This is a genomic window from Streptomyces sp. NBC_00459, from assembly GCF_036013955.1.
In the GTDB taxonomy this organism is placed as follows: domain Bacteria; phylum Actinomycetota; class Actinomycetes; order Streptomycetales; family Streptomycetaceae; genus Streptomyces.
This window is the reverse complement of sequence record NZ_CP107903.1, coordinates 4,378,662-4,395,122: the sequence shown is the minus strand read 5'-3', so window position 1 is coordinate 4,395,122 and position 16,461 is coordinate 4,378,662. Positions and strand designations below refer to the sequence as shown.

Sequence of the window (16,461 nt, the reverse complement as noted above, 5' to 3'; positions counted from 1 at the left end):
CTGCCCTCGCTCGCTTTCTGTGAAGGATTTGCTTTTGCGCTTCAGACCGGGGTTGTTCGCCCCCAGATCACGAACCTCTGCCACTCTCACCTCCGCAGTCACGTCCGTGGCCGCCCTGGCCGTTCTAGGCGGCCTGGCAGTCCAGCCGGACGTGCTCGGCCGGAACTCCGCACAACCTGTCGCCGCGACGGGTGACTCGTACGACGGCTTCGACTCCAAAGCGGCCGAGCAGCTGCGCGAGGACCAGTGCGTGGCCGCCTACGGTCTGCGCAAGGGCGGGCCCAACCTGTTCGCCCTCGCGCAGAACGCCGTAGGGCTGCCCGCCGATCAGCTCCACCAGAAGCTCCGCCGGGACCTCGCCGACTCCACCACCCCGCTGCACCAGGCCTTCAGCGCGGACAGCGCTGTCACCGACCAGTGGGTCAAGAAGGTCGATGCCCAGGAGCTCGCGTTCGCCAATACCGTCAGCGGCTTGACCTCCTACCCCGGCGAACCGCGCGGAAAGTTCGAGATCCTCGACCAGACCGGGCTGCTTCCGTGGCTGTGGCAGTCGTACGGCAGCTCGGTCGACCTGTTCTCCCCGTTCTACGATCCGTCGCCCACCGCCGACGACAAGACGAAGGCCGCCGCGCTCGCGATCGGCGACCCGCTGTACACCACCGGGGGGACACCGGAGGAGCAGCAGGCGTGGAAGCTGTGGAAGAAGAACTCGGGGAAGATCGAACCCAATGTGCTCTTCGTTCCCAGGGTGTTCGCCGATGACGCCCGGATCTTCCTGGCCTCCGGCGGCTTCCCCCGCACCGCGCCGGCCCCGGGCACCCCGGAGTTCCGTATCGCGGTCGAGGACCTGAAGGCCCGCTTCGCGTCGTGTGCTTGGCACGCCCCGATCGACCCGAACAGGGTTCTCGGCAAGGAGGTCGCGCAGGCGTCCGCCGAGTGGCAGCAGGAGATCGCCGCGCAGGCCACGCAGCGGCAGCAGATTCTCACCTCCGGCCTCAACGCCACGAACGCGTTGCGGGACGGCACGTTCGCCCTGGGCCAGGTCCTCGGCCAGTCATGGCTCGCGGACTACGCCACCCGTTGGCAGGACTACTGGTCCGCGGGTGGTCTGGGCTGGATCGGCGAGAGCAATGTGACGATCGAGGTGCCGGGCGCGAAGGGCAACTGCCTGGACGTCGCGGGCAATGGCAAAACCAACGGCACACCCGTCCAGATCTTCACCTGCAACGGCGGCGCGTCCCAGCAGTGGACGCTCGAGGGCAGTGAGGGCGACCTCCACCTCCGCGGTGTCGGCTCGCAGAAGTGCCTGGACGTGGCCGGAAACGCCGCTGCGAACGGCACGAAGATCCAGATATTCGACTGCTACAAGTCCGCGGGTCAGTCGTGGAAGGGCGACGTCCGTGCGACTTCGCCCCTGAAGAGCGTCACCACGGGCAAGTGCCTGGACCTGAGCGCGTTCACCAAGAGCACGGACGCACGGCTGTTGGACTGCAAGAACGCCGACTCGCAGAAGTTCCTGATCAAGCCGTCGGGCCACAAGGGCACGGACAGCCCTCTCTACCCGGAGAAGGCCGAGTTCGACAAGGCGAAGAAGGTCGTCACCGACGCCCAGGCGGCGGCGAAGAAGCAACTGGCCGCGATCAAAACCCAGTTGGACAACGCCAAGAAGGCGGCCACCGCGTCCGACGCCGCCGAGCAGGCCGCGTACGGCATCGCGGACGCCGCCGGCGCGCCGCGGGGTCGTGGGCTTCTGGTCGGTCAGCAGAAGGCGCAGGTCACCAAGGGAACGGTGGCGGCGCTGACGGCGACGGTGAAGGCCGCTGAGACAGCCGAGGCCGCGACCAGGGCTGCCGCGGGTGACAGCGAGACGATCGCGCAGCGGGCCCAGGCCCAGGCCGCGCAGGTCAACGCGGAGTTCCGCAAGGAGGCCGCTCACACGGCCGAGCTGCAGGCGAAGGCCGCGGCGGACGCGGCGAAGCTGCACCGGGACAACGCCAAGAAGGACAAGGAGACGGCGGAGGCGAAGCTGGGCGCCGCGCTGAAGGCTGAAGCGGACGCGAAGGCGGCTGCCGCCGACGCGCGCGCCAAGCGGCTCGCGGCCGAGGCCGAGGAGAAGACGGCCAAGGCGGAGAAGGACATCGCCGCCGCCAAGCAGATCGAGGCCAACCAGCACAAGCGGACCGCGCAGGCCGAGGCCGCGAACGCGAAGGACGCCAAGGAGAAGGCCGAAGCCTCCGAGGCGACCGCGGTCGCGCGGAAGAACGACGCGGTGACGGCCCGCGACAAGGCCCGCGATCTGCGGGACGACGCCTGGGACGCCGAGCAGAAGGCGGACGCCTCCCGGGCGAAGGCGGACGCGAAGGAGGCGTTCGCCCAGGCCCACGAGTCCGACAGCAGCGCCGGGGAGTCCAGGGCGGCGGCGGACGCGGCCTCCGCGCACGCGGATGACGCGGAAGCGGCTGCCGGCCGTTCCCGGGCCGCGGCGGACGCCGCCACCCAGGCGGCAGCCGAGGCGGACGCCGCCGCCACCCGCGCCGAAGCGGCGGCCAAGCGCTCCCGCTCGAACGCGGACGCCGCCCAGGCCGCCAAGCTGAGGGCCGATGCCGCCGTCGCCACCGCGACCAGCGCCGTGGCCGACGCCATCACAGCGTCCCAGCACGCCTCCTCCGAGGCCATGACGGCTGTCAAGCTGGCGGACGAGGCGGAGGCGCTGGCCAAGACCGCCATGTCCCAGGCGGACGAGGCGAACAAGGAGGCCGCCAAGGCCCTGGCCGCCTCGGCGAAGGCCGCGGGCTTCGCCCATGTCACCGCGCAGGCCGCGGTCGACGCGGGCAACGCCGCGTCCCAGGTCGCCAAGCCGGCCAACGACGCGATCGAGCTCGGCTCCCCGTACGTCACCACCGACTCGGCCGCCGGCCTGGTCGTGCTGGCCGGTCAGTCGGCGAAGTCGATCGCCGACCAGCAGCAGGCCGTGGCCGACGCCCACGCCAAGAACGCGCAGGCGGAAGCGGCAGCGGCCAAGAACCTCGCCGACCAGGCGACCGGCGACACGAAGATCGCCTACCAGTACGCGGCCAACGCCGCCACCCACGCGGCGACCGCCCGCACCTACTCCAAGGAGGCCCTCGGCTACGCGGCCGACGCCGCCAAGGCCGCTTCCCAGGCATCGGCGTCCCTGGCCCGCACCATCGAGTACGACCGACAGGCCGCCGCCGACGCGACAGCCGCCGACCAGGCAGCCGGCCGCGCCGAGGGCTACGCCAAGGACGCGCGTGCCTCCGCCGACCAGGCAGCCCTCGACGCGTCGGCGGCTCGCGAGGCCGCAGCCGCGGCGGAACAGTCCGCCAAGGACGCCCGCGCCGCAGCCGACCGCGCCGACACAGCCGCCACGGAAGCGGAACAGGCGGCGAAGGACGCGCTGAAGTACGCGCAGGAGGCGCAGCAGGCGGCAGAGGCAGCGGCACGCAACGCCGCGAACAAGCAGGTCTCCACCGGAGCGGGCACCGGAGTCGGCGGCACGTGGTACGTCGTCGACGAGGAAAGCATCGAGATCACCGACGCCAGGCAGCACGACCCCTGCAAGATCGAGATCGGCTTCGAAGGCTGCACCGTCACGTTCACGGTCACGTTCAGCGCGATGGTCGACTTCTTCCTCTGCAACAACCCGGAGATCCCGGAGGGCATCAGTTGTCCGTCCGAGGACACGATGCTCATCGAGAGCAAGCGCATCCCAGGGCTGAAGAAGGACGTCACCGAGTACTTCTCCAAGCTGGAACTCATCCAGCAGACCCTTACCTACAAGATCATCAAGGCGGTCCTGGTCCAGGACTTCGTCGACTGCTGGCACGGCAGCGTCAGCGGCTGCGCCTGGGCCCTGAGCAACTTCATCCCCGGCAAGGCGTTCACCAAGGTCTTCGAGGGAATCCGGGCTCTGGACGCCGCGATGAAGACCGGAGTGGGTGTCGCCGACGCGTTCAAGGCACTCAAGACCCTGGACCTGGATCCCGCGACGCTCGCCAAGGTCGCGCAGCAGGTGAACATCTACGAGGACGCGTTCACGGCCTGCGCGCGCAACAGTTTCCCCGCCGAGACCCCGGTGCTGATGGCGGACGGTTCACACCGGCCCATCAGTCAGGTGGGCGTGGGTGACCTCGTCCTGGCCACGGATCCGGATTCCGGCAAGCTGCTGGCCCGGAAGGTGACCGACACCTTCCAGCACGACACCGATCGGCTGGTGGACCTCACCGTCGCCGGCGGCGGCACGCTGACCAGCACCGCGGGCCACAAGTTCTACGTGGTGGACCGTGGCTGGACGCTGGTCTCCGACCTGCGCGTCGGCGACCTCCTGCGCACCCCGGACGGCTCCGTCCGCGCGCTGAGCGCCCTCCGGGACCGCTCGGGCCTGGCGCCGCGTACCGTCTACGACCTCACGGTCGACGACCTGCGTACGTTCTTCGTGCGCACGTCGGGTCAGCGGCCCGAGGACGTGCTTGTCCACAACTGTCTGAACCTCGTGGGCGATGAAGGCAGGGACGGCGCACACACCCTCACGGACCATGTGACCATCAGCGGGCAGCGGCTGACGGACAAGATCGCCAAGGATGGCGTCGTGTCGGTCTGGAACGACCAGGCCACCGCGATGCGCGCCACCAACGAGGCCTTCCAGCAGTGGCTGAAGCGCAGCCCGAAGAACGGGGAGAAGCTCGCGAAGTGGATCACCGCGCAGCGGAAGAAGCCAAAGGGAACGATCTTCGACCCCCGCTTCGACCTCTTCCCCATCGACTGGACGCTGCGGGGCGAGGGTTCGCTCGGCAAGGTCTACCGCTCGGGGGCCGCAGCGCCGACCGATGCGGGTAACGAGGTGGTCATCAGGATCAAGGCGGTGCGCGGGAAGGCGCACCCAGGGGACGAGGCTACGGGCGTCCCGGACAACTTCGTCATCTTCACCAGCTACCCGAGGTAGGAAAGAGAAGCGAGCATGGCGCAGCCACACCGGCACCTCGGTGTCGACATCGGGCTCAGTGGGCTCATCAAATGGATCCGCTACCCCTTGGTCAACAGTGAGGCCGCGGGCCTGGAGGTCGTCGAGAGCGTCGCCGACCGGTTCGAAGGGGCGTTCGCCCACCAGCTTCTGCGGGACTGTCTCGTGCTCCTGGACTCACCTCTGTCCAGTCGGGACGTCGAGATCCTGTGGCTGGCGGGGACGTTCCGGGAATTCGACCTGGAACGCCTCGGGATCGACGGCCGGGTGTGGCTGTGCCGGATCGCTGACATCTGCACCGGCAGGATCCGGCGCAACGATCACTCCTTCTCGCCCGTCACCGCCACATCTGTGGTGGACGAGGCGACGAAGGAGGCGGTCCGAGCCGAAGTGAGATCGGTCGGACCTGCCCTCGAGCAGAGGACGGCGCACCACTCCTACCACCCGCTTGCGGGTGTCGTCCCGGCCCTGGAACAGGCGGTGGACATCGACGCGGATCTCGCCTTCCGGCTGTTGCTGAGGGCGGTGAAGGCGTACTCCGTACCGATCGGCGAGGCCCGTTACGAGCGCTATCTGGTGCTCGGGGACGAGCTCGGCCTCGGTGAGGACGTCGTCGACGACACCGATTTCAACGTCTGGACGGACTTGGTGGACTGATGACGTCACTGATGACGTGACCGGTGCTCCGACCGCCCGACCGCGAGCCGCCCTGAACGACCGGTGATCTCGACAGGTCGGTGATGCAAGAAACCCCGCCAGGGATTCCCTGGCGGGGTTTCCACGGTCGGAGCCACCTACCTCACCGCGCCTCCGGCGGCCTCTGTCGAGGCATGTTCGGCCGCGCACCCGGTGCGGCGACCCCGAAGCGCCCCTGATGCACCGTCGCGTCCTGCCGGGGCATCCCCATCCCCGCCGACTGGATGCCCAGCGGCGCGGAGCCCGTCCGGAACTCCACCATCCAGTCCGCCGTCTCCGCCCGGACCAGCTCCGTCACGTCCTCCGAGAACCTCCGCAGCACCCCGAGACACCGGTCCGCGGCCTCGCCCGCCGTGCCCTCCGTCGGGCCCAGGACCTCCCGCACGCTCTCCGACGCCCAGTCGAACTGCAGCGCCTGGAGCCGTCGCTGCACGGCCTGCGCGGTGGCGACGTCCCTTATCCACCCCGAGGTGACCCCGAAGAACCGGTCGGCGGCCACGCACGCCACCGCGACCAGCATCGCCAGATACCCCCAGGGGGCGACCCCGCCCATCACCCCGGTGAGATCGAGCAGCGGCAGCGCGGCCCCGGCGACCGCCCCGAGCGCGGCGCCCGTACGCAGTGCCCGGGCCCCGCGCCGTTTCCAGACGCGGTCGGCGAGATACCAGGCCGCCGTCTCCAGGGCTCCCTGCTCCACCCACCGGTACAGCTCGTCGAGGCGCGGCGCGGGCTCGCCCCAGTCGCCCAGGGGGAAGGGCCGGCCGGTGAGGTCCCCGGGCCGCAGCCCGGCGAAACCCAGCTCGGGGGGACCTTCGCTCCGCCCGTCGTGGGGCGGTCTCTGCGGCGGCCCCTCGGGCTGCATCTCCGGCTGGCTCACCCGGCACTCCCTTGGCTGAACAGACTGACCACATGGCTGAGCAACTGAGCAGACTGAGCACAATCCATCACAGTGCGTGACACCGTAAGGTGCCCGCGTGACGTCTGGTGCCGGTGTAAAGCTGTCGCGCCGCCCCATTCCTACCGCCCAATGGGTGGCGGTGACCGGGCTTTCGTTTCTTTTCCGCTCGGAAGAAGCCCTTGATCAGGTATAGGCCAAAGGACCGGCTCACTCGAAAGAGTGCTGGAGCGACGGCACAGCCGACCACGTAGGCTCGTGCCGAACGCCGAATTTCGCACGCACGACTCGCACGACTCGCACGACTCGCACGACTACGGACAACGGACAACGGACAACGGACAACGAGGAGCTGATCGTGATCCCCGGTGGTGGCCAGCCCAACATGCAGCAGCTGCTCCAGCAGGCCCAGAAGATGCAGCAGGACCTGGCGAACGCGCAGGAGGAGCTGGCGCGGACCGAGGTCGACGGGCAGGCGGGCGGTGGTCTGGTGAAGGCGACCGTGACGGGCGCCGGTGAACTGCGGGCCCTCAAGATCGACCCGAAGGCGGTCGACCCGGAGGACACGGAGACTCTCGCCGACCTGGTCGTGGCGGCCGTACAGGCGGCGAACGAGAACGCGCAGCAGCTTCAGCAGCAGAAGCTGGGCCCGCTGGCCCAGGGTCTGGGTGGCGGCGGCAGCGGCATTCCCGGTCTGCCGTTCTGACGTTCGCACCGCGCGCCCCCCGTCCCGCCTTCCTCAGGTGGGCGGCGGCCAACTACGGTACGTACAACAGGATCGAAGCACCCGAAGCACGACAGGAAACACGACCGGAAACGCGACCGGAAACAGGAAAGGCAGTCCGTTGTACGAAGGCGTGGTCCAGGACCTCATCGACGAACTGGGGCGGCTCCCCGGCGTCGGTCCCAAGAGCGCGCAGCGGATCGCCTTCCACATCCTCCAGGCGGAGCCGACGGACGTACGGCGCCTCGCGCACGCCCTCCTCGAAGTGAAGGCGAAAGTCCGCTTCTGCGCGACCTGTGGGAACGTCGCGCAGGAGGAGCTGTGCGGCATCTGCCGCGACCCGCGCCGGGACCCGACGGTCATCTGTGTCGTCGAGGAGCCCAAGGACGTCGTGGCGGTCGAGCGGACGCGTGAGTTCCGGGGCAAGTACCACGTCCTGGGCGGCGCGATCAGCCCGATCGAAGGGGTGGGCCCGGACGACCTCCGTATCAGGGAACTGCTGGCCCGCCTCGCGGACGGCGCGGTCACGGAACTGATCCTGGCCACGGACCCGAACCTGGAGGGCGAGGCCACAGCGACCTACCTCGCCCGCATGATCAAACCCATGGGCCTCAAGGTCACCCGCCTGGCCAGCGGCCTCCCTGTGGGTGGCGACCTGGAATACGCGGACGAGGTGACCCTTGGCCGCGCCTTCGAGGGGAGACGACTTCTAGATGTCTGACGCCACGCTGCACAACACGACGCAGGACCCCGACGACTTCGCGGTCCAGATCGCCGACCAGGTGGAGAGCTTCCTGGTGGCCGTCACCGAGGTGGCGAAGGGCGACGAGCCGGACTCGGCGGTCCCGTTCCTCCTCCTGGAGGTCTCCCAGCTGCTGCTGGCCGGCGGCCGTCTCGGCGCGCACGAGGACATCCTCCCGGACGAGCGCTACGAGCCCGACATGGGCCCGGAGCCGGACGTGGACGACATCCGCGAACGGCTGGCGCTGATGCTGGACCCGGTGGACGTCTACTCGGAGGTCTTCGACCCCTACGAGCCCCGCAAGGCCCCGGTCCCGGCCCGTATCTCCGACGACCTGGCGGACGTCATCGCCGACCTTCGCCACGGCATGATCCACTACCGTGCGGGCCGCACCACGGAGGCCCTGTGGTGGTGGCAGTTCTCGTACTTCTCCAACTGGGGCTCGACCGCGTCCGCGACCCTGCGCGCGCTCCAGTCCCTGGTCGCCCATGTCCGCCTGAACCAGCCCCTGGCGGAGCTGGACGGCCTGGACACGGACCAGGAACTCGGCGACGAGACCCTGGCGGAGGAGGCCGGCAAGGTGATGGCGGAGGAGATCGCGGAGCCGCTGGGGCTGCGGACGGTCAAGTAGCGTTCACGTCACTTGGATCGTGTTGCCATTCACCCGTTGAGCTGAAGATATAAGGATTCCCTTCTGCTGGTGTGCGCCGTAGGCTGGGATGCGGAGCATGAACTGGGAGATCAACCTCCACCCATCGGTGGAGTCGTGGCTGCTCAAGCTGGCAGAGGAGGATCCGGTGTCGGCGGACCTCGTCGAAGCGGCGGTCGACATGCTGACAGAAAGCGGGCCGGCGCTCGGGCGTCCGCTCGTGGACAGGCTTTCCGGCTGCCGTACCCACAACCTGAAGGAGCTGCGGCCAGGTAGCTCGGGGAACACTGAGATCCGCATCCTGTTCGTCTTCGATCCGAAGCGGGAGGCGATTCTGCTGGTGGCAGGAGACAAGTCAGGCCGTTGGAGGGACTGGTACCGCGAGTCGGTCCCCCTCGCCGAGGCTCGCTATGAGGAGTACCTGACCGCCGCAGACAAGGCGGGAGAGGACGGGAAGGCCCGATGAGCCAGTACAGCAGCTGGGCAGAGGTCAAGCGCCGGATCCGGGAGAACCACCCCGAGCTGTCCGACGCCGAATGGGAGTCCCGCAAGCAGGCGGCGCGTACGGCGACCGAGGCACACGTGCTGGGTCACCATCTGCGGGAGATCCGCGAGGAGCAGGGGTTGACGCAGAGTCAGGTGGCCGAGTCGGTAGGCATCTCCCAGGCCAGGGTCTCCCAGATCGAGCGGGGAGAGATCCACAACCTGGAGACGATGCGTACGTATGCGGAGGGGCTCGGGGCGAGGGTCACTGTGACGATCGAGTACGGGGACCGGGTGGTCGGCGCGGCCTGACCGGCGGTGGGATCACCGATAGGGGACGTCCCGGGTGGGGCGCGGCGAGTACGCTGCGCCCCACAGCGCGTGTACGGGGATTCCCGTAAGGGGATGTAAGGGGGCGTTGGGTGGCGGACGAGGCGTGGGTGGGTCTGGCCGAGGCGATCGGGGCGATCCGGGCGGAGCTTCAGCAGGCGGCGCGGGACGGGGCGGGGCAGGAGATTCAGTTTCGGACCGGGCCTGTCGAGGTCGAGTTCTCCGTGGACGTGAAGAAGGACGGGGAGGCTCGGGCGAAGGTGCTGGTGCTGCCGTTCGGTGCGGAGGCGAGGGCCGCACGGTCGAAGGGCACGACGAACCGCGTGAAGATCACACTTCAGCCGGTCGATGCCGAGGGCGTGGATCTGCGTATCGCGGATAAGTCCGGGGAACGCCCCGAGTAACGGGGAGCAGGCACGGGGGTGTTGGTCGGTGGACATACGGCGGGTCGTGGAGATCTGGAACCCGGTCGGGAAGTGTTCGGGGACCGGGTATCTCGTGGCGGATCGGCTGGTGCTGACGGCTCTTCACAATGTGCTGGGCTGTGGGGTGTTGGAGGTCCGGCGGCTGGGTTCCGAGGAGCCGAAGTGGGTTGCGGCCGAGGTGCTGTGGCCGCAGGGTGCACCCGATCTGGAACGGGAGCCGTAGGCGGACGGTGCGTTGGTCAGGATCACGGATCCGGGGTGGGTGCCGCCGACGGGCGTTGAGACTGTCCGATGGGGTCGGATCGACGGGTCGGTGGTCAGGGACGAGCGGTTGAAGTGCGTTGCGGTCGGATTTCCCCGTTCGGAGATGCGGGACGGCATCCGCGACACCAAGGAGATCCGCGGCCACATCGAGACGCTGACCGGGCTCAAGTCCGGTGGTCTGATCGCCGCGTACGTCGACGGGGTCGCCGTCCCCAGCAAACCGGACGAGAAGTCACGGTGGGCGGGGGCGTCGGGCGCGGCGTTGTTCGCGCGGGGGCGGCTTATCGGGGTTGTGACGACCGACCGGCAACGGGACTACGACGGGGATCAGTTGACGGCGGTGTCGGTGGTGTCGCTGGCGGCGCGGCCCGGGTTCGTCGCGGCGGTGGGGGAGTTGGTTCCGGAGGACGTTACGGCTGCCGACCGTGAGGGTCCGCCGCGTACGGCAACGGCGTACGACGTCGAAGTTCCGTCGGGTGTGAACAACTTGCCGGAGCTGCCGTCGCCGATCTTTGTCGGTAGGGCGGAGATGATGGCCGAGCTGGAGAGAGCCCTCTCGACGGAGTCGCAGACGATCACCCAGACGGTGCACGGACTCGGTGGGGTCGGCAAGACGACGCTGGCCCTGCATTACGCGCACAACCACGGGAAGGCCTACCGGCTGGTGTGGTGGATCCGTTCGGACACCCCCGAACTGATCGAGGCGGGCTTTGCTGCCCTCACGATCCGTCTGCGGGGCGGCGCAGTTTCCGGGCTCACCACCGCACAGGCCGCCGAGTGGGCCGTCGGGTGGCTGCAGACCCATCCGGGCTGGCTCCTGGTCTTCGACAATGCCGAGAAACCAGAGCAGTTGCACGCTTGGACCGGCCAACTCCGGTCAGCTGGACGCCACTTGATCACCAGCAGGTACCAGCGGGGTTGGGTCGGCGACCCGATCGCGCTGCCTGTGCTGGACGACGAAGCCTCGCTGGAGCTGCTGTCGCGCCTCGTCGGAGACGACGAAGAAGAAGATGAGGCGCGCGCTTTGGCCGACGACCTCGGACACCTACCACTGGCACTGGAACAAGCGGGTGCCTTCATCGGACAGAGGGGAATCACGGCAGCCGAGTACCGGGCTCATCTACGTCGATATCCCGAGCGGGCCACGGATACGGCACCCGGCGGCTCGGATCCCGCCCGGACGGTGGCCCGGATCTGGCGCATCACGCTGGACGCACTCCAGGAGCTGGACCCACGTGCCGTGGACATTCTGCGAATCGCCGCGTGGTATGCCCCGACGGGCATCCCACGCGACCTCTTCACGCCGCTGGCCGAGGATCCCATGGACCTCGCCCAACTCCTGGGGCTGCTGGCCGACTACAACATGATCACGCTCGACCGGGCGGGGGTCGGCGTTCACCGACTGGTGCAGACGGTGGCCCGGACTCCGGCGGTGGACGATCCTCATCGAGATCGGGGAAGCATTCGTGCTGCACGTGACCGGGCTGTGGAATTGATGCTCGGTGAACTTCCGCAGAGTCCTGGCCTGAACGTTGCGGGTTGGCCCACTTGGAGAGCCTTGCTCCCGCATGTCGAAGCGCTTCTCGACGTGAGTGATCCAGCCGAGGACTCTGCGGAGATGTCCCTGATGTTGGTGCAGGCAGGGCGGTTCCTCCAACAGCAAGGTCCGTTGAGTCAAGCCATCCACTACTTCGGACGCTCTTTGGCAGCGGCCGTCCGGTTGCTCGGTGAGGATCACCCCGACATGTTGACCTCGCAGGGCAACCTTGCTGTCGCGTACCAGGAAGCGGGGGATCTGGGGCGGGCGATCCCGTTGTTGGAGCGGACGTTGGAGGCTCGCGTGCGAAATTTGGGGGAGGATCACCTGGACACGTTGGCCTCGCAGAACAACCTGGCCAGCGCGTACCAGACGGCGGGGGACTTGGAGAGGGCAATCCCGTTGTTCGAGGGGACACTGGAGAGTCGCGTGCGGCAATTGGGTGAGGATCACCCGTTGACCCTTGTCCTCGAGGGAAACCTTGCCGGCGCGTATGCGGTCGCAGGGAATGTGGGAAAGGCGCTCCCATTGTTTGAGCAGAATTTGGTAGGCCATGTGCGGGTCATGGGTGAGGATCACCCGCACACGCTGGTCTCTCGGGGAAACCTGGCCTACGCATACAGGTCAGCGGGTGACCTGCCACGGGCGATTCCTCTGATGGAGCGGGTGATGGCTGATTGCCTCCGGGTATTGGGCAAGGATCACCCGGACACGTTGTCCTCGCAGAGCAATCTTGCCAACGCGTACCTGACGGTGGGGGCTCTCGGGAAGGCGATTCCGTTGTTCGAGCGGACGTTGGAGGCCAGACTCGGAGTGGGGCAGGACCACCCTGACGTGCTGGTCCTGCGGGGCAGCCTTGGTACGGCATACAAGGAAGCAGGGGATTTGGGCCGTGCGATCCCGCTGATGGAACAGACGCTGAACAGTTGCCTTCGGGTATTAGGTGAGAGGCACCGGGACACGCTCGTTTTGCGAGGAAACCTCGCCGCCGCATACATGTTGGCAGGGGATACCGTACGGGGGATCGAAATGTTCGGCCAGGCACTTGCCGAATGCAGCCGGGCACTCGGCGACAACCACGAGTTGACGGAAGACATGCGACGGCAGCTGTCCATAGCTTGCAAAGCGCGGTCCTGACCTACATCCCGGCCAGTCCCAACACCGCGTGCAATCGTTCCGCATTCACATGTGGGGCGCCCGGAGTCGGCTCGCTGTACCACCGCAACGGCCACGTGTTCCCGTCCAGCGCCGGGATGCCGATGTACGTCACGGTGCGCGATCCCTTCTCGCCGAACCGCTGTACGCCCAAGGGCCAGTTGTGCTTCCTCACCTCCCCGGGTGCGAGCAGGAAGTACATCCAGCGGAAGCCGGTCACCTCGCAGACGACGGGCCCCGCGTCCCCGTCGGTCGCCTCGATGAGGTCGGCGGCGACCTGTTCCCCGCGTACGCCCTGGACACGGATCGTGTCGAAGTGGACGCCGGACAGGCGGAGATGGTGGCCGGCGAGGGGCACCCAGTCGGGGCGGTGGTGGGGGATCGCGTTCGTCATGGTCACACGGTGACGTGCACCGGGCTACGCTCGGTAGCGACTGAGGTGATACACACCGGGGTGTATCAGTCGGAGGTGGCCGCTGTGTCAGTCCAGTACAACCCCAAACCCAACCCCAACTCGCAGCCGTCGCCGGGCACCTGGCGTTACAGCGGCAACCAGCTGAAACGCTGGCGCACGAAGGCGAACGTCACCCGCGAGGAACTGGGCGCCGCCGCCAACTACTCGCCGGACACGATCAAGTCCATGGAGCAGGGCGTACGCATGCCGACGCCCCGCGTGCTCGACGCGGCGGATGAACTGTGCCGCGCGGACGGCTTGCTCAGCGCCGCGAAGGAGTACGTGAAGAGGGAGCCGTTTCCGGCTCGGGCGCAGGACTTCATGCAGTACGAGCAGCAGGCGATCAGTCTCTGGTCGTACGAAGTCGCCCTGATCCCAGGGTTGTTGCAGACCGAGGCATACGCGCGCTCACTGATCGAGAGCCGCTATCCGCCCCTGGACGAGGACACCGTGGAGGAGCGGATCGCGGCACGCATGGAGCGGCAGGCCATCCTCACGGACCGGAAGCCGCCGGTGGGCCTGAGCTTCGTTCTGTACGAGGCGGCACTGCGCAGCTCTCAGGTGAACGCCGAGCAGTTGCACCGACTGCTGCTATCGGCTTCCCTGCGAAACGTCGCGTTGCAAGTGCTCCCCTTCGAGCGGGCCATCACTGCCGCGCTGATGGGGCCCATGGTGCTGCTGGAGACCCGGGAACACGAGCGACTCGCCTTCTCGGAGGGCCCGTTCGCCAGCGATCTGACGGCCGACCCGGAGGTTGTCAGCCGGGTGATGGAGCGGCTTAGCATGATTCGAGCGCAGGCTCTCAACCCCGCTGAGTCGGCCCGTTTCCTCGAACGGATGGTGGATCAGCCGTGACCGAGCAGTTGCAGTGGTTCAAGTCGAGCTACAGCGACGATGAGGGTGGCAACTGCGTCGAGGTCGCCCTCCCCGCCCCCCGATCAACCGTCCACATCCGCGATTCCAAGAACCCCACGGGCCCCGAGCTGTACATAACCGCCCCCGCCTGGACGGCGTTCATCTTCGCAGCTCAGCCCGGAGCTTGAGTCTCGGGCTTCGAGCTCTTCCTCTGGGTTTTGGGTTCTGGGTTTTGGGATGGGTGAAAACCCAACCAACCAACCAATTCTGTACGGGAGTTGAGACGGCGTAACCCGAACGGGTGACGTTCCGTGATCAGCTTGCGCCGGAACGTAAAGCCACTCTAGGTTCACGGCAAACACAAGCAAATAGATCGGCCCCGGCCGGTGTTAGAGCACCAGTGCCAGGGCCTAGACCTACGCATCGAACGGAACCTTCGATGGTGGCTTACGCCAACCCTAGCCCTGCCCTGCCGTCCCCGTCCCACCCGATGGCCAATACGGGCTACGGAAAACGCGCAACGGGTGACGAAGAACCGCACGCCGACCCGGACTTCGCACATCTGCGCCCTCGCGACCGTGAGATCGCCGTCTTCGTCGACCACCTCGAAGACGGCCACGCCATGGGCTACAAGGCGATCGCAGCCGAGCACCCCCGCTACGGCCAGCAGGCCGTACGTGTCTCGATGGGCCGCATCACCCTCGCCGGACACCTGCGCTGGATCAAGGAGCACATCACCGCAGAGGACAACTCGATGCGGTGGGTGACGCGCACGTACTGGTCGCGTACCCGCAGGTCGGCCGAGTGGTGGGCGGAGTTCGTACGGGAGCGCCGGGGCAGGGACGTCACCGGGCGCTATCAGCCGGGGCTGGCCCGTGTCGAGGAGCCCGTTGTACCCGAGGAGGCCGTTGTGCCCGAGGAGCCCGCGGAGCCCGTGGAGTCCGAGGGATCTGAGGCGCGGGCCCCGGAAGCCGTGCGGCCCGAGACGGGTGGGAAGTCGGACGGGACGCCCGACGCCGAGTCGGACGAACAGCCCGCCGAGCAGCCCAGCGCGGCCTACCAGACGCTCGCCGAACTCCGCGCCGCCGACGCACGTATGCCCCTGTCCGACGGCGACTGCCGTTCCCTCGAATCTCTCGCCGCGGAGTGGCTGTCCCGTGGTGCGAGCGCCGACGACATCACCCGAGCCCTGACCGACGGCCTCCCGCCCGACGTCACCAACCCGGGCGGACTCGCCCGCAAGCGACTGGAGAGCAAGATGCCGCCGAAGAAGTCGAAGCCGGGACAGCAGGCCGCCGGCCGCGCCCGTGTGACCCGCGTGATCAGTGTCTGCGGTCTGTGCGACGCCGACGAACGCACGACGGAGATCGTCAGCGGACTGTGCCGTGAATGCCTGGCGGAGTGCGAGCTGGAGGGGCCGGTGCACACCCCGGTCCCCGAGACGTTCCTCCCCGCTCAGCGCACCGGCGGCCTGCCGGGCGCCGACGAGGTCGTGGACGTCACCGACCGGGTCAACGCGCTGCGCCGCGCGGCGGGGCTGCGGTGAGTGTGCGGGACGTACCGGTCAGGGCACGATGGAGTCGAGGAGGCGACGCCATGAGCCCAAGGATGACCGAGCACCGGCCGCAGATGTCCGTCGAGGACTTCGAGGAGCTGGAGCGCCATGCCCCGGAGACCGTGTGGCTGGAATTCATCAACGGGAAGCTCGTGGTCAAGCCCATGGCGGACGGCAACCACCGCGAGATGATCGCGTGGCTGCAGCGAGTGTGCATGCAGCATCGCCCTGATTTGTGGTTGCACTCGGAGAGTGGCCTGAAGACGGAGCGCTACCGCAAAGGGCGTGCGCGTGCCGATGGCGTACTCGTCCCGCTGGGCAGCCTCAAAGGACATGGCGAGTGGTCCGAGGCGGAGGGCGCTCTGATGGCCGTCGAGGTCACGTCGTACGACTCCGACACCCATCAGCGCGACCGGGTTGACAAGCCCGACGGCTACGCGGCCGCCGGTATCCCCGTGTACCTGCTCATCGATCGCGACGACGGCTCGGTTGTGGTGTTCAACCAGCCATCGAACGGCCGCTACCGGCACGAGGAGAAGCTGCCTTTCGGCGCCACCGTCAAGCTCCCCGACCCCGTGAACATCACCCTCGACACCGAGCCCCTCAAGGAGTTCGTGGACTGACCGCTTCCCGATCTTCGGGAGGGTGGCCAGGACCATGCCCTGGTAGGTGTTCACCACGGTGTCGCGCTTCCGCCGTTGAAGACCTACTCCACC

Annotated in this window: 15 protein-coding genes; 13 read left to right on the top strand and 2 right to left on the bottom strand. The window is 68.0% G+C overall.

Going from position 1 to position 16,461, the window contains the following annotated elements:
* The first annotated feature begins 106 nt into the window (after positions 1–106).
* Both OHN74_RS19210 and OHN74_RS19205 read left to right on the top strand, forming a co-directional pair.
* Positions 107–4,963 carry a ricin-type beta-trefoil lectin domain protein gene (locus tag OHN74_RS19210; RefSeq protein ID WP_327695785.1) on the top strand — a complete coding sequence of 1,619 codons (4,857 nt, stop codon included), beginning with the start codon at positions 107–109 and terminating at the stop codon, positions 4,961–4,963.
* 15 nt (positions 4,964–4,978) lie between these two features.
* Positions 4,979–5,638, top strand: coding sequence for a hypothetical protein (locus OHN74_RS19205; RefSeq protein WP_327695784.1), 660 nt, complete (start codon positions 4,979–4,981; stop codon positions 5,636–5,638).
* A 142-nt stretch (positions 5,639–5,780) separates the two neighbouring features.
* On the opposite strand, the gene OHN74_RS19200 is transcribed toward OHN74_RS19205, so the two are convergent.
* Positions 5,781–6,554: an SLATT domain-containing protein gene (locus OHN74_RS19200; RefSeq protein WP_327695783.1), complete on the bottom strand. Its 774-nt coding sequence runs from the start codon at positions 6,552–6,554 to the stop codon at positions 5,781–5,783.
* Between the two features lie 376 nt (positions 6,555–6,930).
* Between OHN74_RS19200 and OHN74_RS19195 the strand changes: the two genes are divergently transcribed.
* The 7 genes from OHN74_RS19195 (at position 6,931) to fxsT (ending at position 12,863) form a co-directional block, all read left to right on the top strand.
* The gene (locus OHN74_RS19195) at positions 6,931–7,278 is read left to right on the top strand and encodes a YbaB/EbfC family nucleoid-associated protein (RefSeq protein WP_006373444.1); all 348 of its coding nucleotides are present in this window, start codon (positions 6,931–6,933) and stop codon (positions 7,276–7,278) included.
* Positions 7,279–7,417: 139 nt separating this feature from the next.
* Positions 7,418–8,017 carry a recombination mediator RecR gene (gene recR / locus OHN74_RS19190; RefSeq protein ID WP_327695782.1) on the top strand — a complete coding sequence of 200 codons (600 nt, stop codon included), beginning with the start codon at positions 7,418–7,420 and terminating at the stop codon, positions 8,015–8,017.
* Positions 8,010–8,669, top strand: coding sequence for a DUF5063 domain-containing protein (locus OHN74_RS19185; protein WP_327695781.1), 660 nt, complete (start codon positions 8,010–8,012; stop codon positions 8,667–8,669). Before recR ends, OHN74_RS19185 begins: the two co-directional genes overlap by 8 nt.
* 97 nt (positions 8,670–8,766) lie before the next feature.
* A complete protein-coding gene (locus OHN74_RS19180; protein ID WP_371660780.1) occupies positions 8,767–9,153 on the top strand; it encodes a type II toxin-antitoxin system RelE/ParE family toxin in 387 nt (128 codons plus the stop codon).
* Complete coding sequence (locus OHN74_RS19175; protein ID WP_327695778.1) at positions 9,150–9,482, top strand: helix-turn-helix domain-containing protein; 333 nt, start codon at positions 9,150–9,152, stop codon at positions 9,480–9,482. The genes OHN74_RS19180 and OHN74_RS19175 overlap by 4 nt, the downstream gene beginning before the upstream one ends.
* Before the next feature lie 110 nt (positions 9,483–9,592).
* On the top strand, positions 9,593–9,904 hold the full coding sequence (locus OHN74_RS19170; protein ID WP_327695777.1) for a trypco2 family protein: 312 nt from the start codon (positions 9,593–9,595) through the stop codon (positions 9,902–9,904).
* 388 nt (positions 9,905–10,292) lie between these two features.
* Positions 10,293–12,863 carry an FxSxx-COOH system tetratricopeptide repeat protein gene (gene fxsT, locus OHN74_RS19165; protein ID WP_327695776.1) on the top strand — a complete coding sequence of 857 codons (2,571 nt, stop codon included), beginning with the start codon at positions 10,293–10,295 and terminating at the stop codon, positions 12,861–12,863.
* A gap of 1 nt (position 12,864) precedes the next feature.
* On the opposite strand, the gene OHN74_RS19160 is transcribed toward fxsT, so the two are convergent.
* A complete protein-coding gene (locus OHN74_RS19160; protein ID WP_327695775.1) occupies positions 12,865–13,275 on the bottom strand; it encodes a hypothetical protein in 411 nt (136 codons plus the stop codon).
* 84 nt (positions 13,276–13,359) lie between these two features.
* Between OHN74_RS19160 and OHN74_RS19155 the strand changes: the two genes are divergently transcribed.
* From OHN74_RS19155 to OHN74_RS19140, 4 genes are all read left to right on the top strand, one after another.
* A complete protein-coding gene (locus tag OHN74_RS19155; protein WP_327695774.1) occupies positions 13,360–14,190 on the top strand; it encodes a helix-turn-helix domain-containing protein in 831 nt (276 codons plus the stop codon).
* Complete coding sequence (locus OHN74_RS19150; RefSeq protein ID WP_327695773.1) at positions 14,187–14,378, top strand: DUF397 domain-containing protein; 192 nt, start codon at positions 14,187–14,189, stop codon at positions 14,376–14,378. The genes OHN74_RS19155 and OHN74_RS19150 overlap by 4 nt, the downstream gene beginning before the upstream one ends.
* 302 nt (positions 14,379–14,680) lie before the next feature.
* Positions 14,681–15,736, top strand: a complete 1,056-nt coding sequence (locus tag OHN74_RS19145) for a hypothetical protein (RefSeq protein ID WP_327695772.1) — start codon at positions 14,681–14,683, stop codon at positions 15,734–15,736.
* 50 nt (positions 15,737–15,786) lie between these two features.
* On the top strand, positions 15,787–16,368 hold the full coding sequence (locus tag OHN74_RS19140) for a Uma2 family endonuclease (protein ID WP_327695771.1): 582 nt from the start codon (positions 15,787–15,789) through the stop codon (positions 16,366–16,368).
* The last annotated feature ends 93 nt before the right edge of the window (positions 16,369–16,461 follow it).